Source organism: Streptomyces sp. DSM 42067 (genome assembly GCF_055792885.1).
Map to the genome: position 1 here is coordinate 5,475,540 of NZ_CM147706.1, position 19,948 is coordinate 5,495,487.

The window sequence follows — 19,948 nt, forward strand, 5'->3', positions numbered from 1 at the left end:
CGCCGAGCCCACTGCGGCGCCCTTTACGGCGCACCGTCGGCCGGACGGTGTTCGCACCTGCGTACGGAATGCCACGGCGCGCAACCGCCTGCATACCTGATCCGGTCACGTCGGCCGGAGGATGACCTTCCATGTGCACACGCGTGCGGCATGATGGGGCGCATGGGGACCGAGGGGGACAACGTCCGCGTCATCGCCGGCCGTTACCGGCTGGAGGCCCGCATTGGACGGGGCGGAATGGGCGTCGTCTGGCGTGCCACCGACCAGCTCCTCGGCCGTCAGGTGGCCGTCAAGGAGCTGGCGCTCGACGAGACGCTGTCCCTGGAGGAGGCCCGGCACCAGCGCGAGCGCACGCTGCGGGAGGCGCGGGCGGTCGCCCAGCTCAGCCACCCCAACGTGGTCGTCGTGCACGACGTCGTCGAGGACGACGAACGCCCGTACCTCGTAATGGAGTTGATCGACGGCGGGTCCCTCGCCGAGCGGATCGCCCGGAACGGACCGGTGGACGCCGCCGAGGCGGCCCGTATCGGACTCGCGCTGCTGGCCGCCCTGCAGAAGGCGCACCAGGCGGGAGTGCTGCACCGCGACCTCAAGCCCGCCAACGTCCTGATGGAGGCGGGTACCGGCCGCGTCGTGCTCACCGACTTCGGGATCGCGCAGGTCACCGGGGCGACGACGCTCACCGAGACCGGGTCGTTCGTCGGCTCGCCCGAGTACACCTCGCCCGAGCGGATGTCCGGCGACAGAACCGGACCCGAGTCCGACCTGTGGTCTCTCGGAGCGCTGCTGTGCACGGCGCTCAGCGGGGAATCCCTTTTCCACCGCGACTCCTTGGGCGGCGTCCTGCACGCAGTCGTCATGGATGACATCCGGATCCCGGATGCGGCCGCCCCGCTGCTGCCGGTCGTCCTCGGGCTGCTGGAGCGCGACCCCGACCGGCGGCTGACCGCGGCGGAGGCGGAACGCATGCTGCGCGCCTACGCCGACACGGGCCGCACCCCGCACCTGCCCGCCGACTACGTCCCCACCCAGCGCGATGTGCCCCGTCACCAGGGCCACCACATGCCGCGCCCTCATGTGCCGCGTCCACACGTGCCGGTGCCGCATGCCCCCGAGCCGGGGCCCGCGAAACAGAGGCGCTCGGCCCGTACGATCCTGGCCGCCGCGGCCCTGGCCGTTGCCGTGGTCGGGGCCGGAGTCTCCGCCGCCGCGCTGCTCATGGGCGGAGACGGCGAGGGGGAACGGGCGCCCGGCACCTCGGCATCGTCGCCCACCGGCTCCCCGGAAAGCCCCACCCCGACGGTGACCGTGACCCGGCAGCAGACGGAGACCGCGACGGCGACCCCGGCGCCCGCGGCACCGGCCGGGTATCGCATCGTCAAGGACCCGAAGGGGTTTTCACTCGCCGTACCGGACGGCTTCAAGCGCGACCCGCAGGGGTCGCGCGTCTTCTACATGTCGCCGGGCGGCACCTTCCGTATCGGCATCAAGGTGGCCGACCCGGAGGAGGGCGGTCCGCTCGAGGTGATGCGTCGCTCCCACGCCAAGGGCCCGGAGAACAACTTCGGTTACCGCGACGGCGAGGTCGTCGCCACCACGCACAACGGACGTCCCGCGGCCCTCTGGGAGTTCACCTGGGACGGCTTCACCGAGGCGGAGGGCGCCCGGCACACGTACGACCTGTGCTGGGAGGAGGGCGGCCGGATGTACGACGTGTGGGTGTCGGCGCCGGTCGGCCGGTCCGACGAGGCGAAACGGTATTTCGATACCGCGGTTGACTCGTTCGTGCGGACGCAGTGAACCGAGCCGGCCGAGTGTGGTTTGTCACGGTGCTGCATCCGAACCCCACCCCATGTGGTCTTCCCCCGTTCCCCTTCGCAAGGATGTGGCCATGATGAACCAAGGGGGACAGCCGAACGAGCCGACGAGCTACGGGCTGCAGCCACCGCAGCACAACCCGCAGAACGTCCCGCACCCGCAACACCCCCAGCACGCGCAGCACAATCCGTACGCCCAGCAGCCGCCCGCCGCTCCGTACGCCGCCCCCGCCCAGGTCGCGCCGCAACAGCAGCCTCCGCACCAGCAGCAGACTCCGCAGGAGCCGCACCAGCAGCCCCCTCGGCCACAGCACCCGCAGGCGCAGCCGGACCCGGGCGCAGGCCGCCTGATAGCAGGCCGCTACCGGCTGCTGTCCAAGCTCGGGCACGGCGGCATGGGCACCGTATGGCGGGCGAAGGACGAGACCGTCGACCGTGAGGTGGCCGTCAAGGAGCCCCGGGTTCCCGACCACGTTCCCGAGCGCGAGCGCGCCAACGCCTTCGAGCGCATGCGCCGCGAGGCCCGCGCCGCGGCCCGGCTCGACCACCCGTCGGTCGTCACCGTGCACGACGTGGCCGTCGAGGACGGACGGCCGTGGATCGTCATGGAGTTCGTGCAGGGCCGGTCGCTGGGCGATGCGCTGAAGGAGGGCACCCTCGACGCCCGCGAGTCCGCCCGCATCGGGCTCGAGGTCCTGGGCGCGCTCGAGGCCGCCCACCAGGCGGGCATCCTGCACCGCGACGTCAAGCCCGACAACGTCATGCTCGGGCGGCACGGAAGGGTCGTCCTCACCGACTTCGGCATCGCCCAGATCGAGGGCGAGACCAGCCTGACGGACACCGGCGGCTTCGTCGGCTCGCCCGAGTTCATCGCCCCCGAGCGGGTGCTGGGCCAGCGCCCGGGACCGTCCTCCGACCTCTGGTCGCTGGGTGTCGTCCTGTACGCCGCGACGGAGGGCGTGTCGCCGTTCCGCCGCACCACCACGCCGTCGACGCTGCAGGCGGTCCTCAACGCCACACCCGCGGCGCCAGCCTCCGCGCAGGGCCCGCTGGCCGAGGCGATCAACGGGCTGCTCCAGAAGGATTCCGCGCACAGGCCCGGTGCCGCCCGGATCCGCCATCTGCTGGAGCAGGCCGCTCAGCCGCCCCAGCCCCAGCCGACGCAGGTCGTCCAGATCGGCGGCGGGTCCGGCGGGTCAGGGGGCAGGAGGATCCGCCTCGGCCGCAAGGCGTGGCTGGGCGCGGGGGCCGCGGTCGTGGCCGCGGCCGTGGCGGCGTATCTGGTGATCGCGAGCCCGTTCGCGGGCCCGCTGCCGGAGGGCTGGAAGACACGCGAGGAGAAGGCGCTGGGTGCGACGCTGGCCGTGCCCACGGACTACGTGAAGTCCGTGCCGGACGGCACCGACGACAAGGAGCACTGGGTCACCTACACCGACCCGAGCTACTCGCTCTCCATCGCTCTCACCCTCTACAAGAAGTCCGAGGACACCCTCGACGAGATCGCGGGCTCCGCGACCTCGGAGGCGTACGACGACATGGACTCCATGGAGGACACCGAGGACGGCGACTTCTCCTTCATGGCGGAGAAGCCCGCGCCCAAGGGGAGCACGACGAAGACCTCGTACGAGGAGCGCGACGCGGCGGAGAACACCGTCACCTACGTCGACGACCAGACCGACTCGGACACCCCCCGCCCGCGCGAGGCCAGGGTCTTCTACTACATGACCAAGTCCGGTGACCTGTACAAGCTCTGGATCGACTATCCGGGCAAGGGCGACTTCACGGAGCGCGGCCGGGAGGTCGCCAAGGCGGCCATCGAGAACCTGACGATCGAGAAACTCTGACCGTCGGCGGCGCGGACGGGGACCGCCTGAGGTTCGCCTGAGGGGGTGCCTGGAGAGGGCCTGAGCGATCCCCCCTAACCCTGGGTAACCCCTGCTCGGGGTATTCGCTGCCAGTGATCACTGGCTCCATGTGCGCAGTCCGTGAAAGCCATTACCGACGGGTACCCAAAAGGTCGGCGTGCCCCTACGCTCACGCCCATGACGGACTCGCAGGCCACCGCCCCCTCGCCTGGGGCCACTTCGGACAGCACGGCCGGTACGAACCCGCTCGCCCCCGCCCCGGCGGGCGCGCGCGCGGCGGCCGACGTGGTCACGCCCGAGCTGGTCGCCCAGCTCACCCGAGACGTCGTCGGCTCAGGCCGGACGGCCAACCACACGCCGTTCACCGGCGAGAAGCTGGCCGACCTGCCCGAGTCCACGCCCGCGGACGTCGAGGAGGCCTTCGCGCGGGCCCGCGCCGCCCAGCCGGTGTGGGCGGCGACGCCCGTACGGCAACGGGCCGCCGTCCTGCTCCGTTTCCACGATCTCGTCCTCGCCCGCCAGGCCGAGGTGCTCGACCTCATCCAGCTGGAGACCGGCAAGGCCCGGCTCCACGCGCACGAAGAGGTCCAGGCGGTTGCCGTGGCCGCGCGGCACTACGGCCGCAAGGCCCCCTCGTATCTGCGCCCCAAGGGGCACACCGGAGCCGTGCCGACCCTCACCAAGGTCACCGAACACCGCCACCCGCGCGGCGTCATCGGCCAGATCGCGCCCTGGAACTACCCCCTCGAACTGTCCGTCGGCGACGCCCTGCCCGCCTTCGTCGCGGGCAACGCGGTCGTCATGAAGCCCGACACGGAGACCGCCCTCACCGCCCTCTGGGCGCGCGATCTGCTGATCGAGGCCGGGCTGCCCGCAGGGGTCTTCCAGGTCGTGCTCGGCGACGGCCCGGTCGTGGGCCCTGAGGTCGTCAAGCACGCGGACTACGTCTCCTTCACCGGCTCCACGCGCACCGGCCGCGAGGTCGCCCAGGGTGCCGCCGCCCGCCTGGTCGGCGTATCCCTCGAACTCGGCGGCAAGAACGCCATGCTGGTGCTCCACGACGCCGACATCGAGAAGGCCGCGGCGGGCGCGGTGCGCGGCTGCTTCTCGACCGCGGGGCAGCTGTGCATCTCCATCGAGCGGCTCTACGTCCACGAGTCGGTCGCGGACGCTTTCGTGGAGCGGTTCGCGGCGCGTACGAAGGCGATGCGGCTCGGCACATCCCTCGCGTACGGCGCCGACATGGGCTCGCTGGCCGGAGCGCGGCAGCTGGAGGTCGTGGCCCGGCATGTCGAGGAGGCCGTCAAGCAGGGTGCGAAGGTGGTGGCGGGCGGCGTGGCCCGCCCGGACATCGGGCCGTACTTCTACGAGCCGACCATCCTGGACGGCGTCGAGGCTCCGATGGCGGTCTGCAGCGACGAGACCTTCGGCCCAGTCGTCTCCATCTACCGCTTCAAGGACGAAGACGAGGCGGTCGAGCTCGCCAACTCCACGCCGTACGGCCTGAACTCCTCGGTCTGGACGAAGGACGGCCGTCGCGGGCGCCGGATCGCGGCCCGTCTGCGCAGCGGCACGGTCAACGTCAACGAGGCGTACGCGTCCGCGTACGGCAGCGTCCAGTCCCCGATGGGCGGCATGAAGGACTCCGGCCTCGGCCGCCGCCATGGCTCCGAGGGCATCCTCAAGTACACCGAGCCGCAGACCGTCGCCCATCAGCGGATCATGCCCATGGCACCCGCGTTCGGCATGGACGACGAGAAGTACGCGGCCTTCATGAGCCGGAGCCTGCGGGTGATGAAGGCGCTGCGCCTGCGCTAGCAGCCACCCCGCTCTCAACCACCCGTTTTCAGCAGTTCTCAACGAGGAGAGCCAGTGTCACAGGAGGACTCTGCCCAAGTCCGGGGCAGTGACGGCCACGACGATGCCTACGACTACGACTACGACGTCATCGTCATCGGCTCCGGCTTCGGCGGCTCGGTGTCCGCGCTGCGGCTGACCGAGAAGGGGTACCGCGTCGGCGTCCTGGAGGCGGGCCGCCGCTTCACGCGCGAGACCCTGCCGCGCAACTCCTGGGACCTCAAGAACTACCTGTGGGCCCCGCCGCTCGGCCTCTACGGCATCCAGCGCATCCATCTGCTCGGCAATGTGATGGTGCTGGCGGGCGCGGGGGTCGGCGGCGGCTCGCTGAACTACGCCAACACGCTCTACGTACCGCCGGCGGCGTTCTTCAACGACCCGCAGTGGAAGGACATCACGGACTGGCAGGAGGAGCTGAAGCCCTACTACGACCAGGCCGAGCGCATGCTCGGAGTGCGGCTCAACCCGACGATGACGCCCTCTGACGTCCATCTGAAGGCGACCGCGGAGGCCATGGGCGTCGGGGACTCCTTCCATATGGCACCGGTCGGTGTCTTCTTCGGCGACGGCAAGGACGCCGACGGTTCGGAGGCGGTCAGGGCGGAACCGGGCCGGGAGGTCGCCGACCCGTACTTCGGCGGCGTCGGACCGTCCCGCAACGCCTGCACCGAGTGCGGCGAGTGCATGACGGGCTGCCGCCACGGCGCGAAGAACACCCTCAACGAGAACTATCTCTATCTCGCCGAGAAGGCCGGCGCGGTCGTCCACCCCATGACGACGGTCGTCTCCGTCACCGAGGACTCGGGGGCCGGCTTCGCCGTCGCCACGCTGCCCACGGACGACAAGCGCAAGGGCGAGGGCCGGACGTATCGGGCCCGCAAGGTCGTCATCGCAGCCGGTACGTACGGGACGCAGACGCTCCTGCACCGGATGAAGGACGGCGGACAGCTGCCGTATCTCTCGGACCGGCTCGGCACCCTGACCCGTACCAACTCCGAGGCGCTGGTGGGCGCCCAGACGGACAACCGCCGCTACCGCAAGAAGCATGGCGTCGCCAAGGCCGACTTCACCAAGGGCGTGGCGATCACGTCCTCGATACACCCCGACGAGAACACGCACATCGAGCCGGTCCGCTACGGCAAGGGCTCGAACGCGATGGGCGGCCTGACGACCCTGCAGGTGCCCTACCGGCCGGGCGCGCGGGTGCGGGGATGGCTTGCGAACCTGGCCCGCCACCCGTTGCTCGCGGTGCGCCAGTTGTCCAACCGGCGCTGGTCGGAGCGGACCATCATCGGCCTGGTCATGCAATCGCTGGACAACTCCCTGACCACGTACCGCAAGCCGAAGGGCATCGGCAAGGGGCTGCTCACCGCCCGCCAGGGTCACGGCGCCCCGAACCCGGAGCAGATCCCCGAGGCCACGCAGGCCGCGAGCCTCCTCGCCGAGGAGATCAACGGCTTCGCCGGCTCCAACATCGGCGAGCTGATGGGCACTCCGCTGACGGCCCACTTCCTGGGCGGCTGTCCGATCGGGGACTCGCCCGAGTCCGGCGTGATCGACCCGTACCACCGGGTCTACGGCCACCCGGGCATCTCGGTCGTCGACGGCGCCGCGGTCTCGGCGAACCTGGGCGTCAACCCGTCCCTGACGATCACCGCGCAGGCCGAACGGGCCATGTCCTTCTGGCCGAACAAGGGCGAGGAGGACCCGCGCCCGGCCCAGGGCACCGCGTACGAGCGGCTCCCGGCCGTCGCGCCGAAGGCCCCGGTCGTCCCGGCGGACGCGTTCGGCGCGCTGAAGCTGCCGTTCCTGGGTATGCCGGCGGTGCCGCCGAAGAAGCCGTAACGCCTCATCGGCGTTACGCGAAAAGGACCCGTGCTCCCCTCCGAGCGCGGGTCCCTTTCCGTTTACGGGGCTTGGGCTGTGCCTTACGCGGCAGCGCCCTCGCTCTTACGACGCCGGACGACGAAGACCGCACCGGCACCGCCGACGACCGCGACACCGCCGACGAGGGCGATGGTGGGCAGCATCGAGGAGGAACCGGTCTCGGCGAGGTTGCCGGTGGCCGGGATCTTGTCGGCGCCGCCCTGCGGCTCCTTGCCGCTCTCCGGCTTGTCGCCCTTGCCCGGCTTGGCCTTGCCCGGGTCGTCGTTGTCGCTGCCGGCCGGGAGGACGGTGAACTCGTAGAACGCGAACGAGCTGTGGACGCAGTTCTTCTCCTCGTCCACGTAGCCGCCGAGGCCGATGGTGAAGCCGTCGCCGGCAGGCGCCTTCGCGCTGATGTTGACGCGCAGCTTGATGGCGACGATCTCCTTGGCACCCAGCGAGGTCTCGCCGAAGTACCAGCCGTTGCCGACCTCGTCGGCGATCGACTCCCAGGTCTTGCTCGCGGGGTTGAAGTACTCGAGCTGGGCGTAGGTGCTCAGCCAGTCCTTCTCGTTGTCGCTCTCCGACCAGTTGTCCACGGCCGCGAGCCACTGGACGGTGCCGAGAGCCTTGTCGCTCTTGTTGGCGGCGGTCAGCGTGAACTTGTGCCAGCCGCTGCCCGCGACGATCTTGCCGGGCAGGCCCGCGACGGACAGCTCCAGCTGGGAGTCGACGTCGACACCGTCCTCGTCGACGGGGCAGTCGTCGGGCCACTCGCTCGGCTCGGCGCTCGGCGACGCGGACTCGCTCGGCGAGGAGGACGCGCTGCTCTCACCGGTGGCCGGGGTGCTCTCGGTGGCCGAGGGGCTGCTCGCTTCGGTGGCCGGGGTGCTCTCGGTGGCCGAGGGGCTGCTCGCTTCGGTGGCCGGGGTGCTCTCGGTGGCCGAGGGGCTGCTCGCTTCGGTGGCCGGAGTGCTCTCGGTCGCCGAAGGCGAGCTGCTCTCCGTCGTCGTGGTCGTGGTGTCGTCCGCGAACGCGGCCGGCGCCGACAGCAGCGCGATCGGGGCTATGACAGCCGTCGCGGCCGCAGCGGCCAGGGCACGGCGAAGCTTCATGAAGACCTCGGTGAAGTCCGGCGTACTGCGGCACCGCAGTACGAAGTGAGGAGGCCTCCGCCTCATGGGGGGACGCGGATGTGGCCGTTGGTTCCGCACATGTGACCTGTGGTCCCTGGGAATGGTTGTGCCCGCTCTCAGGGATTTCTCATGTGGCTTGGGTCACATGGGGTCGAGCTGGTTCCGGGCCTGGGCCTGTGAGTCGTCTGTGGGTTCGTTGTGTTGCCGTGATCAAGCCCGTACAACCATTTCCGCGATCTTGGATCGTTACGTGAATCGCTGGCAAAACGGGCTTGTCGGGGGCTTGGATGGCGCTTCCGCGGACGGATTCGGGTTTCCGTGCGGACGGCCTTTCGGGCCGTGAGACATGAAGGTGGAGAACAAGACGTGAAGTCAGCTGCGCAGCGGGCCCTCGTGGCCGCGTCCGTGGTGGCCGCTCTGGGCCTGACCGCCGCGTGCGGCGGGAACAGTGGCGGGGACGACGCCAAGGCGTCGTCGAAGGAGACCTCTCAGAGCAAGGAGACCGCGGCCGCGGAGGCCGGGGCAAAGGCGCTGACCGCCGCGCAGCTGGACAAGGCCGTCGTCACCAGCGCCGAGCTCAAGGGCTACAAGATCGACAAGATGTCCGGTGCGGACATGCCGTCCGAGATCGTGCCCGCCGACCCGGCCGAGTGCCAGCCGCTCGCGGACATGTTCATGTTCAGCACCCAGCCGAAGGCGCAGGCCCGTATCGGCCGTACTCTCACCGGCCCCGACGAGCTCGACGCCACGGTCACCTCGCTCGCCCTGCTCGCGCACGAGCAGGCCGACGCCGAGAAGATCATGGCGGGGCTGCGCACGGCCGCCGAGAAGTGCACCGGATACGAGCACGCCGACTACGAGTACAGCGGTGTGAAGGTGCTGGACACCCCCGACGCGGGCGACGAGGCCGTCGCGTACAAGGTCACGGGCGACATAGACGGCGACACCGTGCCGATGGCCTTCACCGTCGTCCGCAGCGGCCCGACCGTCGTGGCGTTCTACGCGATGAACATGCTCGACGCCGACAAGACCAAGGTTCCCGCGGAGGTCATCGACGCCCAGCTCGCCAAGCTGGAGAAGGTCGCCGGCTGAGCGCACAAGCAGGCTGACCGCAAATAGAGAGACCGGCCGGCCCCGGGCGTCCCCGGAGCCGGCCGGCCCTTTGTCGACCGGGCTGCTGTCCCCTGCCGTCCGGTCACATGTCTGGAGCGAGGTCCCACGACGCACAGCACGATCCGTACGCCTCATCGCTCCAGCGGAGCCACGCGTGGTTCTCCAACGAGCCGCCCCTGGCTGGCACGGACACTCGGACCAACGAAGCCTGCGAAAGCCCGGTCACGCGCCGTATGGGTGAGAGCGGATGCGAACGTGTGCGCGGCTGTACGCCTGCGACCGGCACGGGTGCGCCCGCGGCCGGTACGAGCGAGCACGCCTGCGACCGTCACGCGTGCGCCCGTGACCGTCAGGTGGTGCGCCTGCTGCCGGGCGCGTGCTGTCGTGGCACGTGCCCGGCCGCGCGGCTGTGATGCAGGCGGCCGCTCAGATCGTGATGCAGGCGGCCGCTCAGATACGGCCCCGGCACAGCTCCAGCAGCGTCATGGCCAGCGACGTGCCGGGCTTGCCCAGTGCGTCCCTGTAGCGGCCGAGGACCTCCATCTCGCGGGAAAGGTTCACACGGCGTCCGCCGGATGTGATCCGGGCGTCCTGGATCACGGCCGAGACGGCCATCCGTTCCTGGACCAGGCCGATGATCCTGTCGTCGAGTGCGTCGATGCGCTCGCGCGCGCCGGTGATCACGTCGGCCGCCTCGTCGGTACGGGCGCCGGTCTTCTCCGCGGAGGTGGTGGTCATCTCGGTGGCTCCTTTTCGGGTGGTCCCCTGGTCGGGGGTGGTGCCCCGGAGCGGCAGGGCCCGTAACGACAGAGCGCCCCGGGCCTTGTCGGCCCGGGGCGCCTGGGAAGTCGCTTGTCAGTTGCTCAAGCAGCACGACCATGGCAGCCGGTGGGCCGGTTGCCATAGGTAAAGACGAAGGTCTGGTGCTTGCGCATGGGAGCAGTATGGCCCGCGGCGCGGACAGCGTCCACGCGGGTTCGGATGGTGAGACGAAGGCGGAGACCGAGCAGGGACGAAGGCGAGGGTGCGCGCCCCGGTAGAATCGACATATCAGACCCCCTGCCGCACGCAGCCCGGGCTGATGCCAGACACCTCTGCTCACGCAGATCCGCCTGCTCAACGCCGGAAGGCCGCCGCCGTGCCATCAGCGTCCCCCGCCGCCCCCGACACCGTCCTGGTCGTCGACTTCGGTGCGCAGTACGCCCAGCTCATCGCCCGTCGCGTCCGTGAGGCCCGGGTCTACAGCGAGATCGTGCCGAGCACCATGCCGGTCGAGGAGATGCTCGCCAAGAACCCCGCGGCGATCATCCTCTCCGGCGGTCCGTCGTCGGTGTACGAGGAGGGCGCGCCCACGGTCGAGCGCGCGCTGTTCGAGGCCGGCGTCCCCGTCTTCGGCATGTGCTACGGCTTCCAGCTGATGGCCACCTCGCTGGGTGGCGTGGTCGACAACACGGGCGCCCGTGAGTACGGCCGTACGCAGCTGGCCGTGTCCCGCCCCGGCTCGACCCTCTTCGAGGGCACCCCGTCCGAGCAGGCGGTGTGGATGTCGCACGGTGACGCCTGCTCCGCGGCGCCCGAGGGCTTCACGGTCACCGCGTCCACGGACGTCGTGCCGGTCGCGGCCTTCGAGAACGACGAGAAGAAGCTGTACGGCGTGCAGTACCACCCCGAGGTGATGCACTCCACGCACGGCCAGCAGGTTCTCGAGCACTTCCTCTACCGCGGCGCGGGCCTGAAGCCGTCGTGGACCACGGGCAACGTCATCGAGGAGCAGGTCGAGTCCATCCGCGCCCAGGTCGGCACCAAGCGCGCGATCTGCGGTCTGTCCGGCGGCGTCGACTCCGCGGTCGCGGCCGCGCTCGTGCAGAAGGCCATCGGCTCCCAGCTGACCTGCGTGTACGTCGACCACGGCCTGATGCGCAAGGACGAGACCGAGCAGGTCGAGAAGGACTTCGTCGCGGCCACGGGCGTGCAGCTCAAGGTCGTCGACGCGGAGGAGCGGTTCCTCGACGCGCTCCAGGGCGTCTCGGACCCCGAGGAGAAGCGGAAGATCATCGGCCGCGAGTTCATCCGGGTCTTCGAGCAGGCCCAGGCCGAGATCATCGCCGAGGCCCCCGACGACCAGCCGGTCGAGTTCCTCGTGCAGGGCACGCTCTACCCGGACGTCGTCGAGTCCGGCGGCGGCACTGGCACCGCGAACATCAAGTCCCACCACAACGTGGGCGGCCTGCCCGAGGACCTCGAGTTCAAGCTCGTCGAGCCGCTGCGCAAGCTGTTCAAGGACGAGGTCCGGATGGTCGGCGCCGAGCTGGGTCTGCCGGACGAGATCGTCCAGCGTCAGCCGTTCCCGGGCCCCGGCCTCGGTATCCGTATCGTCGGCGAGGTCACCAAGGAGCGCCTGGACCTGCTGCGCGAGGCCGACGCCATCGCCCGCGAGGAGCTCACCGCGGCCGGCCTCGACCGCGACATCTGGCAGTGCCCGGTCGTGCTGCTCGCGGACGTCCGCAGCGTCGGCGTCCAGGGTGACGGCCGTACCTACGGCCACCCGATCGTGCTGCGGCCCGTCTCGTCCGAGGACGCGATGACGGCCGACTGGTCGCGCCTGCCGTACGACGTACTGGCCAGGATCTCGACCCGGATCACCAACGAGGTCAAGGACGTCAACCGCGTCGTGCTCGACGTGACGAGCAAGCCGCCGGGGACGATCGAGTGGGAGTGACCTCCCCAGAGTGACGAACGGCGCCGCCCAGATCCGTGGGCGGCGCCGTTCGCGTACGTGGCTGGGTCCTGTGCCTACGTGCCTCAGGTCCGCTTGACCGTGCGTACCGCATCGCCCGGCTTCCACACCTCCACGACCAGGTACTTCTCGTCCTCGACATACGTCCGCACCACCTCCGTCACCTCGGTGCGGAAGAGATGGAACGGTTCCGGCGGCTTGACCTCGCCCGCATAGAGAGCCACGGTCTCCGGGTCCTCGACCTCGATCGCGCGGCCGGAGATCCGGACGTCACCGCCCGCCATGTGCGTACCCGCCCCGGGGTTCGCCTGGAGCGAGAAGCGCGGATCGCGCCTGAGATCGAGCGCCTTGAGGGAGTCCGGCATCATGCCGAACCACAGCTCGCCGTGCAGAAATCGGACCTCGAGCCCGGTGGTGCGGGGCGAACCGTCCTTGCGAAGGGTCGCAAGGATGTGATGCGTGAACTTTCCGAAGCGGTCTTCGACGGTTCTGGCGAGTTCGGGTTCGGCTGCCGAGAAGGCTGCCCAGTTATTCGACTGCGACGTCATACGGCCAGTCTGGCGCGGAAAGCCGACACCTTCTGTCGTCTTGCCGCGCCGATGCCATTGGTGTCGCTGCCCATGTATCAGGTGGCGTACCCGGACTGCTGGCCGGGGCCAGGGCGTACGAAGCGGTCCCGGCCGTACTCGTCGCGGACCGGCGTGCATCCCGCGGCCGCCAGCCGCTGCCCCAGCTTCTCGCGGCGGGCCGTGCCGATCCGGAGGCTGCCCAGCAGGAACACGGGCGTCAGCACGGCGAGCGGCAGCAGCACGGCGAACTTGCCGGTCAGCAGTGCCAGCAGCAGGAAGAGGCCGGCACTGCCCCAGGCCATCGTCATCAGCTGCTTGCGGTTGACGGCCGAGCCGGCGGCGTCGTACCGGATGAGCGTCGTGACCAGATCCACGTCCGCCTGTGCCTCGGGCAGCGGTACGAGGGTGCCCGGGTGCATGCCCGGGACGGGGCCGCCACCACCCGCCTGCGGATACGCGGCCGCGGTGGCCGCAGCCCGCTGCTGGGCCGCGGGACTCGTGTCACGGACCAGGAAGATCCGGATCTCCTTCTGTCGGCCCACATGGCGGACCTCCGCGTACCGGAAGCCGTAGCACTCGGCGATGTGGACGAGCGCGCCGAACGTCTTCCACTCCGCGAACGGATGGATGAGTTCGACGACGTCCTGGGACGCGACTTGCCGGAGGAGGGCGGAGATCTGGCGCTCGGCGATGCTCATGGTGGTCTTTCTGATGGGGGCGGTGCGTTGTCCGGTGGTACGGACAGGACGTACTGGATGGACAGGACGCACTGGACCGGACCGGGCGGACAGGGGACATACAGCGAGACTCGTCAGCACCCGTGACGGTTGTGCATGCGGTCTCTTCACATCCGTGCCCTGTCTTCCTGCGCTGACCGGCGGTAACTTCCGCTCCGTACGACTCCGTACCACTCAGTACGCACGGCGGGACCGGTGAAGGTCCGCACTTCCAGGGCTGGAGGACATATGCAGGCGCCGACGCCGATCCCCACCGAGCAGCTGCGGTTCGCGATGCCACCGGTGCACGAGTCGGTCGCCGATGAGCGGCAGTACCGCAAGGAACGGCTGGCAGGCGCCCTGCGGGTGTTCGGGCGGCTCGGATACGAGGACGGGGTGTCCGGGCACATCACCGCGCGGGACCCCGAGTACACGGACTGCTTCTGGGTGAACCCCTTCGGGGTGCCGTTCCAGCACATCACCGCGGGCGATCTCGTCCTCGCCAACTCCGAGGGGCAGGTCGTCGAGGGCCGATACCACGTCAACCAGGCGGCGTTCACCGTCCACGCGCAGGTGCACGCCGCCCGCCCCGACGCGGTCGCCGTCGCCCACTGCCACTCGGTGTACGGGCGCGCACTGTCGACGCTGCGCGAACTCCTCGACCCGATCACGCAGGAATCCTGTGCTTTCTACGAGGATCACGCTCTCTACGACGATTACACGGGCGTCGCCGTGGACGCAGAGGAGGGCCGCCGGATCGCGTCCGCGCTCGGCTCGCGCAAGGCGGTGATCCTGCGCAACCACGGGCTGCTGACGGTCGGCGACTCGGTCGACGCGGCGGCCTGGTGGTTCATCTCGATGGAGCGCTCCTGCCAGGTCCAGCTGAGCGCCAGGGCCGCGGGCCGGCCGACGCTGATCGACCACAAGCAGGCGCTGGCCACCCGCGAACAGCTCGGCGGCGATCTGGTGGCGTGGATCAACTACCAGCCGCTGTGGCGTGCCGTCAGCAGCACGGAACCCGATCTGCTGCCGTAGAAGCAGCCACCGGCACCCGCTCGCCGACGTCACCGGAGTCGTCAGAAAATCAGCTCAGAACCCGCGCAGCACCGCCTGCTTCGTGGCGGCGAACTCCTCGTCGGTCAATATGCCTTCGCGGTGCAGTGCGCCCAGTTCGCGCAGGCGGCGCAGAAGGACGTCGTGGTCCACGGGGGTCTGCGCGGGTGGTGGCGCGGCGTCGCGGGGGCCCGCCGGGCGCGGCAACTCCCGCACGGCGTTCTCACCGGTGCGGGTGGACGGGTGCGGCAGCCGGGCCGTGACTGCCGTCGCGACCAGGGCCGTGAGTACGTCGCGGCGCGCGTTGCCCCACAGGTCCAGGGCGTACGGGTCCTTCTCCGGCGGCAGTTTGGAGAAGGCGGTCTCCCGGGTGACGAACCGCAGGAAGCCGTCCTCGTAGCCGGAGTTGGGCAGCCATTCGACCGAGACGAGATCGGCGAGCGCCAGGATGCGCGGTCCCGTCGCCCGCTTCACCCGGTCCGAGCTGTCACTCCAGTCGATACGGACCTGTGTGCCGTCGAACGAGACCGTGCCGTCGCTGGACCGCACCGACACCGGCACCGGAGGGCCCATCAGCAGATAAGACGTGGTGGGTTCCTTCGGGATCTGCTCAAGGAGCAGGGTCTGGCGGATCTCCTCCGCGACGTACTCGGCGACGCCCGAGCGGTCCGTGTCGACGATCAGCCGGTAGGGGTCGGCGGTGTCGGGCAGCCGGCCGCCCGTGGCCTGCAGCAGAGGGTCGGCGCCCTCGCGCAGCCGGATCCGCAGGCGTCCGCGCCTGCGTTCCGGCTCGAAGGCGACGCCCGCCACGGCTTCCAACGGCACCGCCACCTCCCCGTACGTCTGGCGGAACAGCGATACGGAGCGGTGGAGGCCGGGCGTGATCCGGACGGTGGCGCCGTCGAACGCCCATGCCCCGTCCCGCTGGATGATCTCGGCCATACCGAAATTCTCGCAGCCGGGTCAACACGGCTTCCCCGCAATCACCCGTCCTGACCTGACCCGCGGGAAAGGCGACGGTTGAGGTGCGGCACAATTCCCTGACACGGCAGGCGGATTCGGCGGACAAGAATCCCATAACGGGATCACAGTCAATAAGCGGGATCAAAACCCGTAACAGGGTTGAAAACCATAACGGGATCTTCGGCCTCTTCGGGATCCTCAGGAAGCGGCGCGGGAAGGCGGCGGCAGTCGTGGCGGTGCAGGAGGCGAGACAGGGCTCGCACGAGGGCGGCTGCGCCTGCGGCGACTGCCCGCACGGCGCGCGTGAAGGGCACCGTCGGGCTGTGGCGGCGTTCCTCGCGAAACGTGACGAGTTGGCCGCCGGGCAGGGCCTGCCCGCGGCCGTCGCGCACTCGGCCGGCGCCTCGCGGCAGTGGGTGTCGGACGAGCTGACGCAGTCCGCGGCCCTCGTCGCCGAGCGCAGTCGCGCGGAGGGCGAGGCATGGCTGGCGCGGCTGTGGCGGCGCACCCTCGTCGTCGTCTGGGCCGCCGTCGCCGTGCTGCTGCTGGTGCAGGCGGTCACGGCGATCGGCGCCGGGTGGTCGGCGGCCCGGACGGCCGGGTTGCTCTCGGCGCTCGTCGTGGCCGGTCTGCTGAGCGGTGCCGGTTATGCCCACCGAGCGCGCGGAGGCGTGCTGGCGCCGGTGATCGGCGAGGACAACAGGCTGTCGACCTCCCGGGCCGTAGCCGCCTGCTGGGTGCTGTTCGTCGTCTTCGCCGTGCTGGTACTCGCGGGCGAACTCGCCGCCGCCTCGGGCCACCGGGAGCGCGACGAGCTGATCGCCGGGCTCGAACTCGCCCGAGGCGCCGGGGTGGTGACCGTCGTCGCCGTGGTGTGCGGCGTCGCCGTCCTCGTACGCCGGGTCGTGGCGCTGCGCGTGCTGGGCCAGCGGCTGCAGAAGGTACGCGCGGACCGGCCGCGGGCCGCCGACCTCCTCACCGACGACGCGGGCCGCGGCAGCTTCGCCGACACGCAGTACGTCCTTGTCAGCGCCGTCGCCGTGATCTTCGCGGCGGTACGGCTCGCGCGCCACCCCGAACAGCTGCCCGATCTGCCGTGGGGGCTTGCTCTGCTGGTGCTCGTCTCGGCCGCGACGTATCTCGCCGGCAAGTACGCGGAGGGCGGCCGGCCGGTGATCCTCTCGGTCGTACGGGCACGGGAGGCCGGCGACCTCGACGCGCCCATCCGTACCGGCGACGACATCGAGATCCGCGGCGCCGGCTTCGTCCCGCCGGGCGCGGGCACCGCGGACCGGCTGGCGCGCATGGTCGTCCGGATCGGCACGGTGCACGCTCATGTGCCGCTCGTCCCGGTGCCCGGCGGCTTCACCAACCCCACGGACACCGTGCTGACGGTGCCGGTCTCCGTCGATGTGGAGCCCGGCCGGGTCGAGGTGCAGGTGATCACGGCGGCGGGCGTCGAGACGAACCCGTGTGCGATTGACGTAGTGGACTGAGACGGGGAGCGCGGGGTGCGCGGTTCCGCCGCCTTCGCCGCCGTCCTCCGCGTCCCGGACCGGTCGGGGTCACGCGTGCGCCGTGACCGCCGCCGTCGTACGCAGAGGCACCGCGATACCGCCGAACGTGGGGGACATACCGCCGAATCGCTGGAAGATGCCGCGCAATTGTTGGGTCTGCCGACGAATACGTCATATGCCTGGTGAACCACGTCTTCTTGGCGTACGTATTAAGTCTGTTGAAGAGTAAAGCGACGGCGGGCAGGAGAGGCGGCTCAGCGCGATGGTGCACGGTATGCGAACGGACAGTCACATCAGCTATGTCAATGGAGAACGCAGCGACTGGCGGGAGACCGCGACTCGCTACGCGCTGGTCCCGTTGCGGATCTTCCTCGGGTTCACCTTCATCTACGCGGGCATCGACAAGCTCACCGACAGCGCCTTCATGTCCGCGACGGGAACGGGCTCGGTCGGCGACATGATGCGCGGCGTGCGCGACGTCTCCGCGATCCCCTCGCTCGTCGACCTGGCGCTGAAGAACCCGGTCGGCTTCGGGTACGCCATCGCCCTCGGTGAACTGGCCGTCGGTCTCGGCACCCTGTTCGGGCTCCTGGCGCGCCTTGCCGCCCTCGGCGGCGCCCTGATCTCCCTCAGCCTCTGGCTGACGGTGAGCTGGGCGACCACGCCGTTCTACTACGGCAACGACCTGGCGTATCTGATGGCCTGGCTGCCGCTCGTGCTCGCGGGCGCGTCGGTGCTGTCGGTGGACGCGGCCATGAGGGGGCGGCGCGGGCGGGGAGCCGAGTACGCGTAGGCGGGACTGCGTTCGGTCGCTTCGCTTCGGGGTGGTCGCTCGGTCGCTCCGCCGCCGGTGCCCGGGATCAGGTGTTCAGGGTGCCGGTGGCGGGCCGTCCAAGGTCCGAGGGCCTGTGGTGTTCCGGCGGCTACGGCGTACCGCATAGGTCGTGCCCGTGGTGACCGCGGCGAGGAACAGCCCGACCGCCACGATCGGGATGATCGCGTACCACGGAGTCTCCCAGGCGCCGCCCGCGTCGCCCAGGTAGGCGACCCCCGCGGCCAGCAGGAAGACGCCCGCGACCAGCTTTCCCGGCTGGAACTCATGACGCAGCACGGGCCACCTCCGCCTGTCCGACGCCTACTTCGAGCCGCAGGTCGACGGTTCCGCCGTCCTTGCTGCCTGCCGGAGGATCAAGCGTCACCGTTTTCTCCTTGCCCGGTGCGATGTCCACGTCCTGCTGGGCCTCGCCCGGCAACTGGATGTCGCCGATGCCCACTTCGACGTGCAGTTTCACCGTCGTGTCCGGCGGGACGACGACCTCGAGGCGGCCCATGCCGACCTGGGCCCGCGTGGTGAGCGTCTCGCCCTCGCCGACGTCCACACGGCTCAGGTCGAGGGTGCCGACACCCGTGTCCAGCTTGTACACCGGCTGGACCTTCGCGACTGTGGCGGGCGCCCACTCCGTACGCACCCAGTTCGTGTCGATGTCCTTCGGCAGAGCCGCCGACATCGCCAGGAGTCCCGCCGTGACGACCGCGAGCAGGATCGACCCGACCCCTGTCCGGCCGACGAAGGCGCTGACCGTGATGCCCAGCGCGAACACGGTCAGAGCAGCGGCGAGACCGGTCTGGAGGCTGGTGACGAGGGCGTGGTCGTCCCAGGTCAGGCCGGTGCCGACGGCCCCTGCGGCCAGTGCCAGCAGGAACACCCAGCCGCCGATCCAGCGCGGGCCCTGGGAGCCGTGCCCGCGCGGCCCGCTCGGCAGGGGTGGGCGGGCCCCTGCGTACGTGCTTGTCGCGTGGGGCTGCCGGGAGGTGCTCGGCTCGGTGGCGGAGCCCTTTGTGTCCGGAGGGCCCCACAAGTAGCCCGTACCGCCGACGTGTGTGCCGTCCTTGACGATCGGATCGCGCCACCAGGACGTTATGGGGGCGGCGACCGGAGGCGCCTGTGCCTCGGGCGGAGCGTCGGCTACCGCCTGTGCGGCGAGGGGGTCGGCGTCGGCGGTGCCGCGCTGCGCCGACCAGTAGCCGGCGCCGGCGAGAAGCAGCGCCAGGACCGCGGCGAAGGTGAGGAGCCCGCCGTTGCTCAGCATCGACAGGAACAGGCCGCAGCCGACGAGCGCGCAGAGCACGGCCGTCAGCGCCGGGCCGTCCACGCGGCCCGACAGCAGCCTGCGCGCCTCGTTCTCCTCCTCGTCGTCGAAGGGTACGAACAGCCAGGCGAAGCCGTAGAAGATGAGGCCGATGCCGCCGGTGACCGCGAGAACGGCGAGACCGATCCGGAAGATCACCGGATCCATGTCGCACTGACGACCGAGACCGGCGCAGACCCCGCCCAGCATCTTGTGCCGACGGTCCCGGCGGAACTTCGTCGGGGGTGCCGGCGCGGCGGGGTCCTGAGCGGCGGCGGCATCCGACAGCCCCCCGGCCGGGGGCCCGCCTGCGCCTTCCCGCGGGCCGCCGTGGCCGCCGCCCGGCCCGGGCGCGGCATCTGCGGCGGCACGCTGCTGATCGGTCATGCGTCCATGGTGACGTCCCACAACCCACAACGGCATCGGGCTGGACCCTGGCCGAACCCTGATATTGCCCCCTGGGGCCGTCCCGGGGGAGGGTGGGCACAACCCACGACGGCGAGTGCCTCGCGTACGGCCTGTGCACAGGTTCCCGTGGGCGCAGCCCGTGTCAGGGAAGCTTAGGGGTCCAACCCTGATGTCCCGCGCCGCAAGGCGTGTGACCATCGGT

At 70.5% G+C, this 19,948-nt stretch carries 16 protein-coding genes; 9 read left to right on the top strand and 7 right to left on the bottom strand.

Going from position 1 to position 19,948, the window contains the following annotated elements; translation table 11 throughout:
• Positions 1-162: 162 nt before the first annotated feature.
• The 4 genes from ACSMXV_RS25180 (at position 163) to ACSMXV_RS25195 (ending at position 7,384) form a co-directional block, all read left to right on the top strand.
• On the top strand, positions 163-1,800 hold the full coding sequence (locus tag ACSMXV_RS25180) for a serine/threonine-protein kinase (RefSeq protein WP_473173505.1): 1,638 nt from the start codon (positions 163-165) through the stop codon (positions 1,798-1,800).
• A gap of 91 nt (positions 1,801-1,891) precedes the next feature.
• Entirely contained in the window at positions 1,892-3,661 is a 1,770-nt protein-coding gene (locus ACSMXV_RS25185) for a serine/threonine-protein kinase (protein WP_473173506.1), read from the top strand.
• A 198-nt stretch (positions 3,662-3,859) separates the two neighbouring features.
• A complete protein-coding gene (locus ACSMXV_RS25190) occupies positions 3,860-5,500 on the top strand; it encodes a succinic semialdehyde dehydrogenase (RefSeq protein ID WP_473173507.1) in 1,641 nt (546 codons plus the stop codon).
• Between the two features lie 54 nt (positions 5,501-5,554).
• Positions 5,555-7,384: a GMC oxidoreductase gene (locus ACSMXV_RS25195; RefSeq protein WP_473173508.1), complete on the top strand. Its 1,830-nt coding sequence runs from the start codon at positions 5,555-5,557 to the stop codon at positions 7,382-7,384.
• 83 nt (positions 7,385-7,467) lie between these two features.
• Here the strand turns inward: ACSMXV_RS25195 and ACSMXV_RS25200 are convergent, their stop codons facing one another.
• On the bottom strand, positions 7,468-8,520 hold the full coding sequence (locus ACSMXV_RS25200; RefSeq protein WP_473173509.1) for an LAETG motif-containing sortase-dependent surface protein: 1,053 nt from the start codon (positions 8,518-8,520) through the stop codon (positions 7,468-7,470).
• Between the two features lie 387 nt (positions 8,521-8,907).
• Here ACSMXV_RS25200 and ACSMXV_RS25205 point away from each other — a divergent pair, with 387 nt between their 5' ends.
• The gene (locus tag ACSMXV_RS25205) at positions 8,908-9,633 is read left to right on the top strand and encodes a hypothetical protein (protein ID WP_473173510.1); all 726 of its coding nucleotides are present in this window, start codon (positions 8,908-8,910) and stop codon (positions 9,631-9,633) included.
• A 471-nt stretch (positions 9,634-10,104) separates the two neighbouring features.
• Here ACSMXV_RS25205 and ACSMXV_RS25210 read toward each other — a convergent pair whose 3' ends face one another.
• Positions 10,105-10,392, bottom strand: a complete 288-nt coding sequence (locus ACSMXV_RS25210; RefSeq protein ID WP_473173511.1) for a chorismate mutase — start codon at positions 10,390-10,392, stop codon at positions 10,105-10,107.
• A gap of 400 nt (positions 10,393-10,792) precedes the next feature.
• Between ACSMXV_RS25210 and guaA the strand changes: the two genes are divergently transcribed.
• Positions 10,793-12,373, top strand: coding sequence for a glutamine-hydrolyzing GMP synthase (gene guaA, locus ACSMXV_RS25215; RefSeq protein WP_473173512.1), 1,581 nt, complete (start codon positions 10,793-10,795; stop codon positions 12,371-12,373).
• Positions 12,374-12,456: 83 nt separating this feature from the next.
• Here guaA and ACSMXV_RS25220 read toward each other — a convergent pair whose 3' ends face one another.
• Positions 12,457-12,939, bottom strand: coding sequence for a pyridoxamine 5'-phosphate oxidase family protein (locus ACSMXV_RS25220; protein WP_181659136.1), 483 nt, complete (start codon positions 12,937-12,939; stop codon positions 12,457-12,459).
• A 77-nt stretch (positions 12,940-13,016) separates the two neighbouring features.
• On the bottom strand, positions 13,017-13,658 hold the full coding sequence (locus tag ACSMXV_RS25225) for a hypothetical protein (RefSeq protein WP_473173513.1): 642 nt from the start codon (positions 13,656-13,658) through the stop codon (positions 13,017-13,019).
• 267 nt (positions 13,659-13,925) lie between these two features.
• Between ACSMXV_RS25225 and ACSMXV_RS25230 the strand changes: the two genes are divergently transcribed.
• Entirely contained in the window at positions 13,926-14,711 is a 786-nt protein-coding gene (locus ACSMXV_RS25230; RefSeq protein WP_473173514.1) for a class II aldolase/adducin family protein, read from the top strand.
• Between the two features lie 54 nt (positions 14,712-14,765).
• On the opposite strand, the gene ACSMXV_RS25235 is transcribed toward ACSMXV_RS25230, so the two are convergent.
• Complete coding sequence (locus ACSMXV_RS25235; RefSeq protein ID WP_473173515.1) at positions 14,766-15,671, bottom strand: DUF4429 domain-containing protein; 906 nt, start codon at positions 15,669-15,671, stop codon at positions 14,766-14,768.
• Between the two features lie 251 nt (positions 15,672-15,922).
• Between ACSMXV_RS25235 and ACSMXV_RS25240 the strand changes: the two genes are divergently transcribed.
• A complete protein-coding gene (locus tag ACSMXV_RS25240; protein WP_473173516.1) occupies positions 15,923-17,188 on the top strand; it encodes a hypothetical protein in 1,266 nt (421 codons plus the stop codon).
• 283 nt (positions 17,189-17,471) lie between these two features.
• Entirely contained in the window at positions 17,472-18,002 is a 531-nt protein-coding gene (locus ACSMXV_RS25245) for a DoxX family protein (protein ID WP_473173517.1), read from the top strand.
• A 75-nt stretch (positions 18,003-18,077) separates the two neighbouring features.
• On the opposite strand, the gene ACSMXV_RS25250 is transcribed toward ACSMXV_RS25245, so the two are convergent.
• Positions 18,078-18,320, bottom strand: a complete 243-nt coding sequence (locus ACSMXV_RS25250) for a hypothetical protein (RefSeq protein WP_181659141.1) — start codon at positions 18,318-18,320, stop codon at positions 18,078-18,080.
• Positions 18,307-19,725 (bottom strand): PspC domain-containing protein, encoded by a 1,419-nt coding sequence (locus tag ACSMXV_RS25255; protein ID WP_473173518.1) that lies wholly within the window; start codon positions 19,723-19,725, stop codon positions 18,307-18,309. The genes ACSMXV_RS25250 and ACSMXV_RS25255 overlap by 14 nt, the downstream gene beginning before the upstream one ends.
• Positions 19,726-19,948 lie beyond the last annotated feature (223 nt).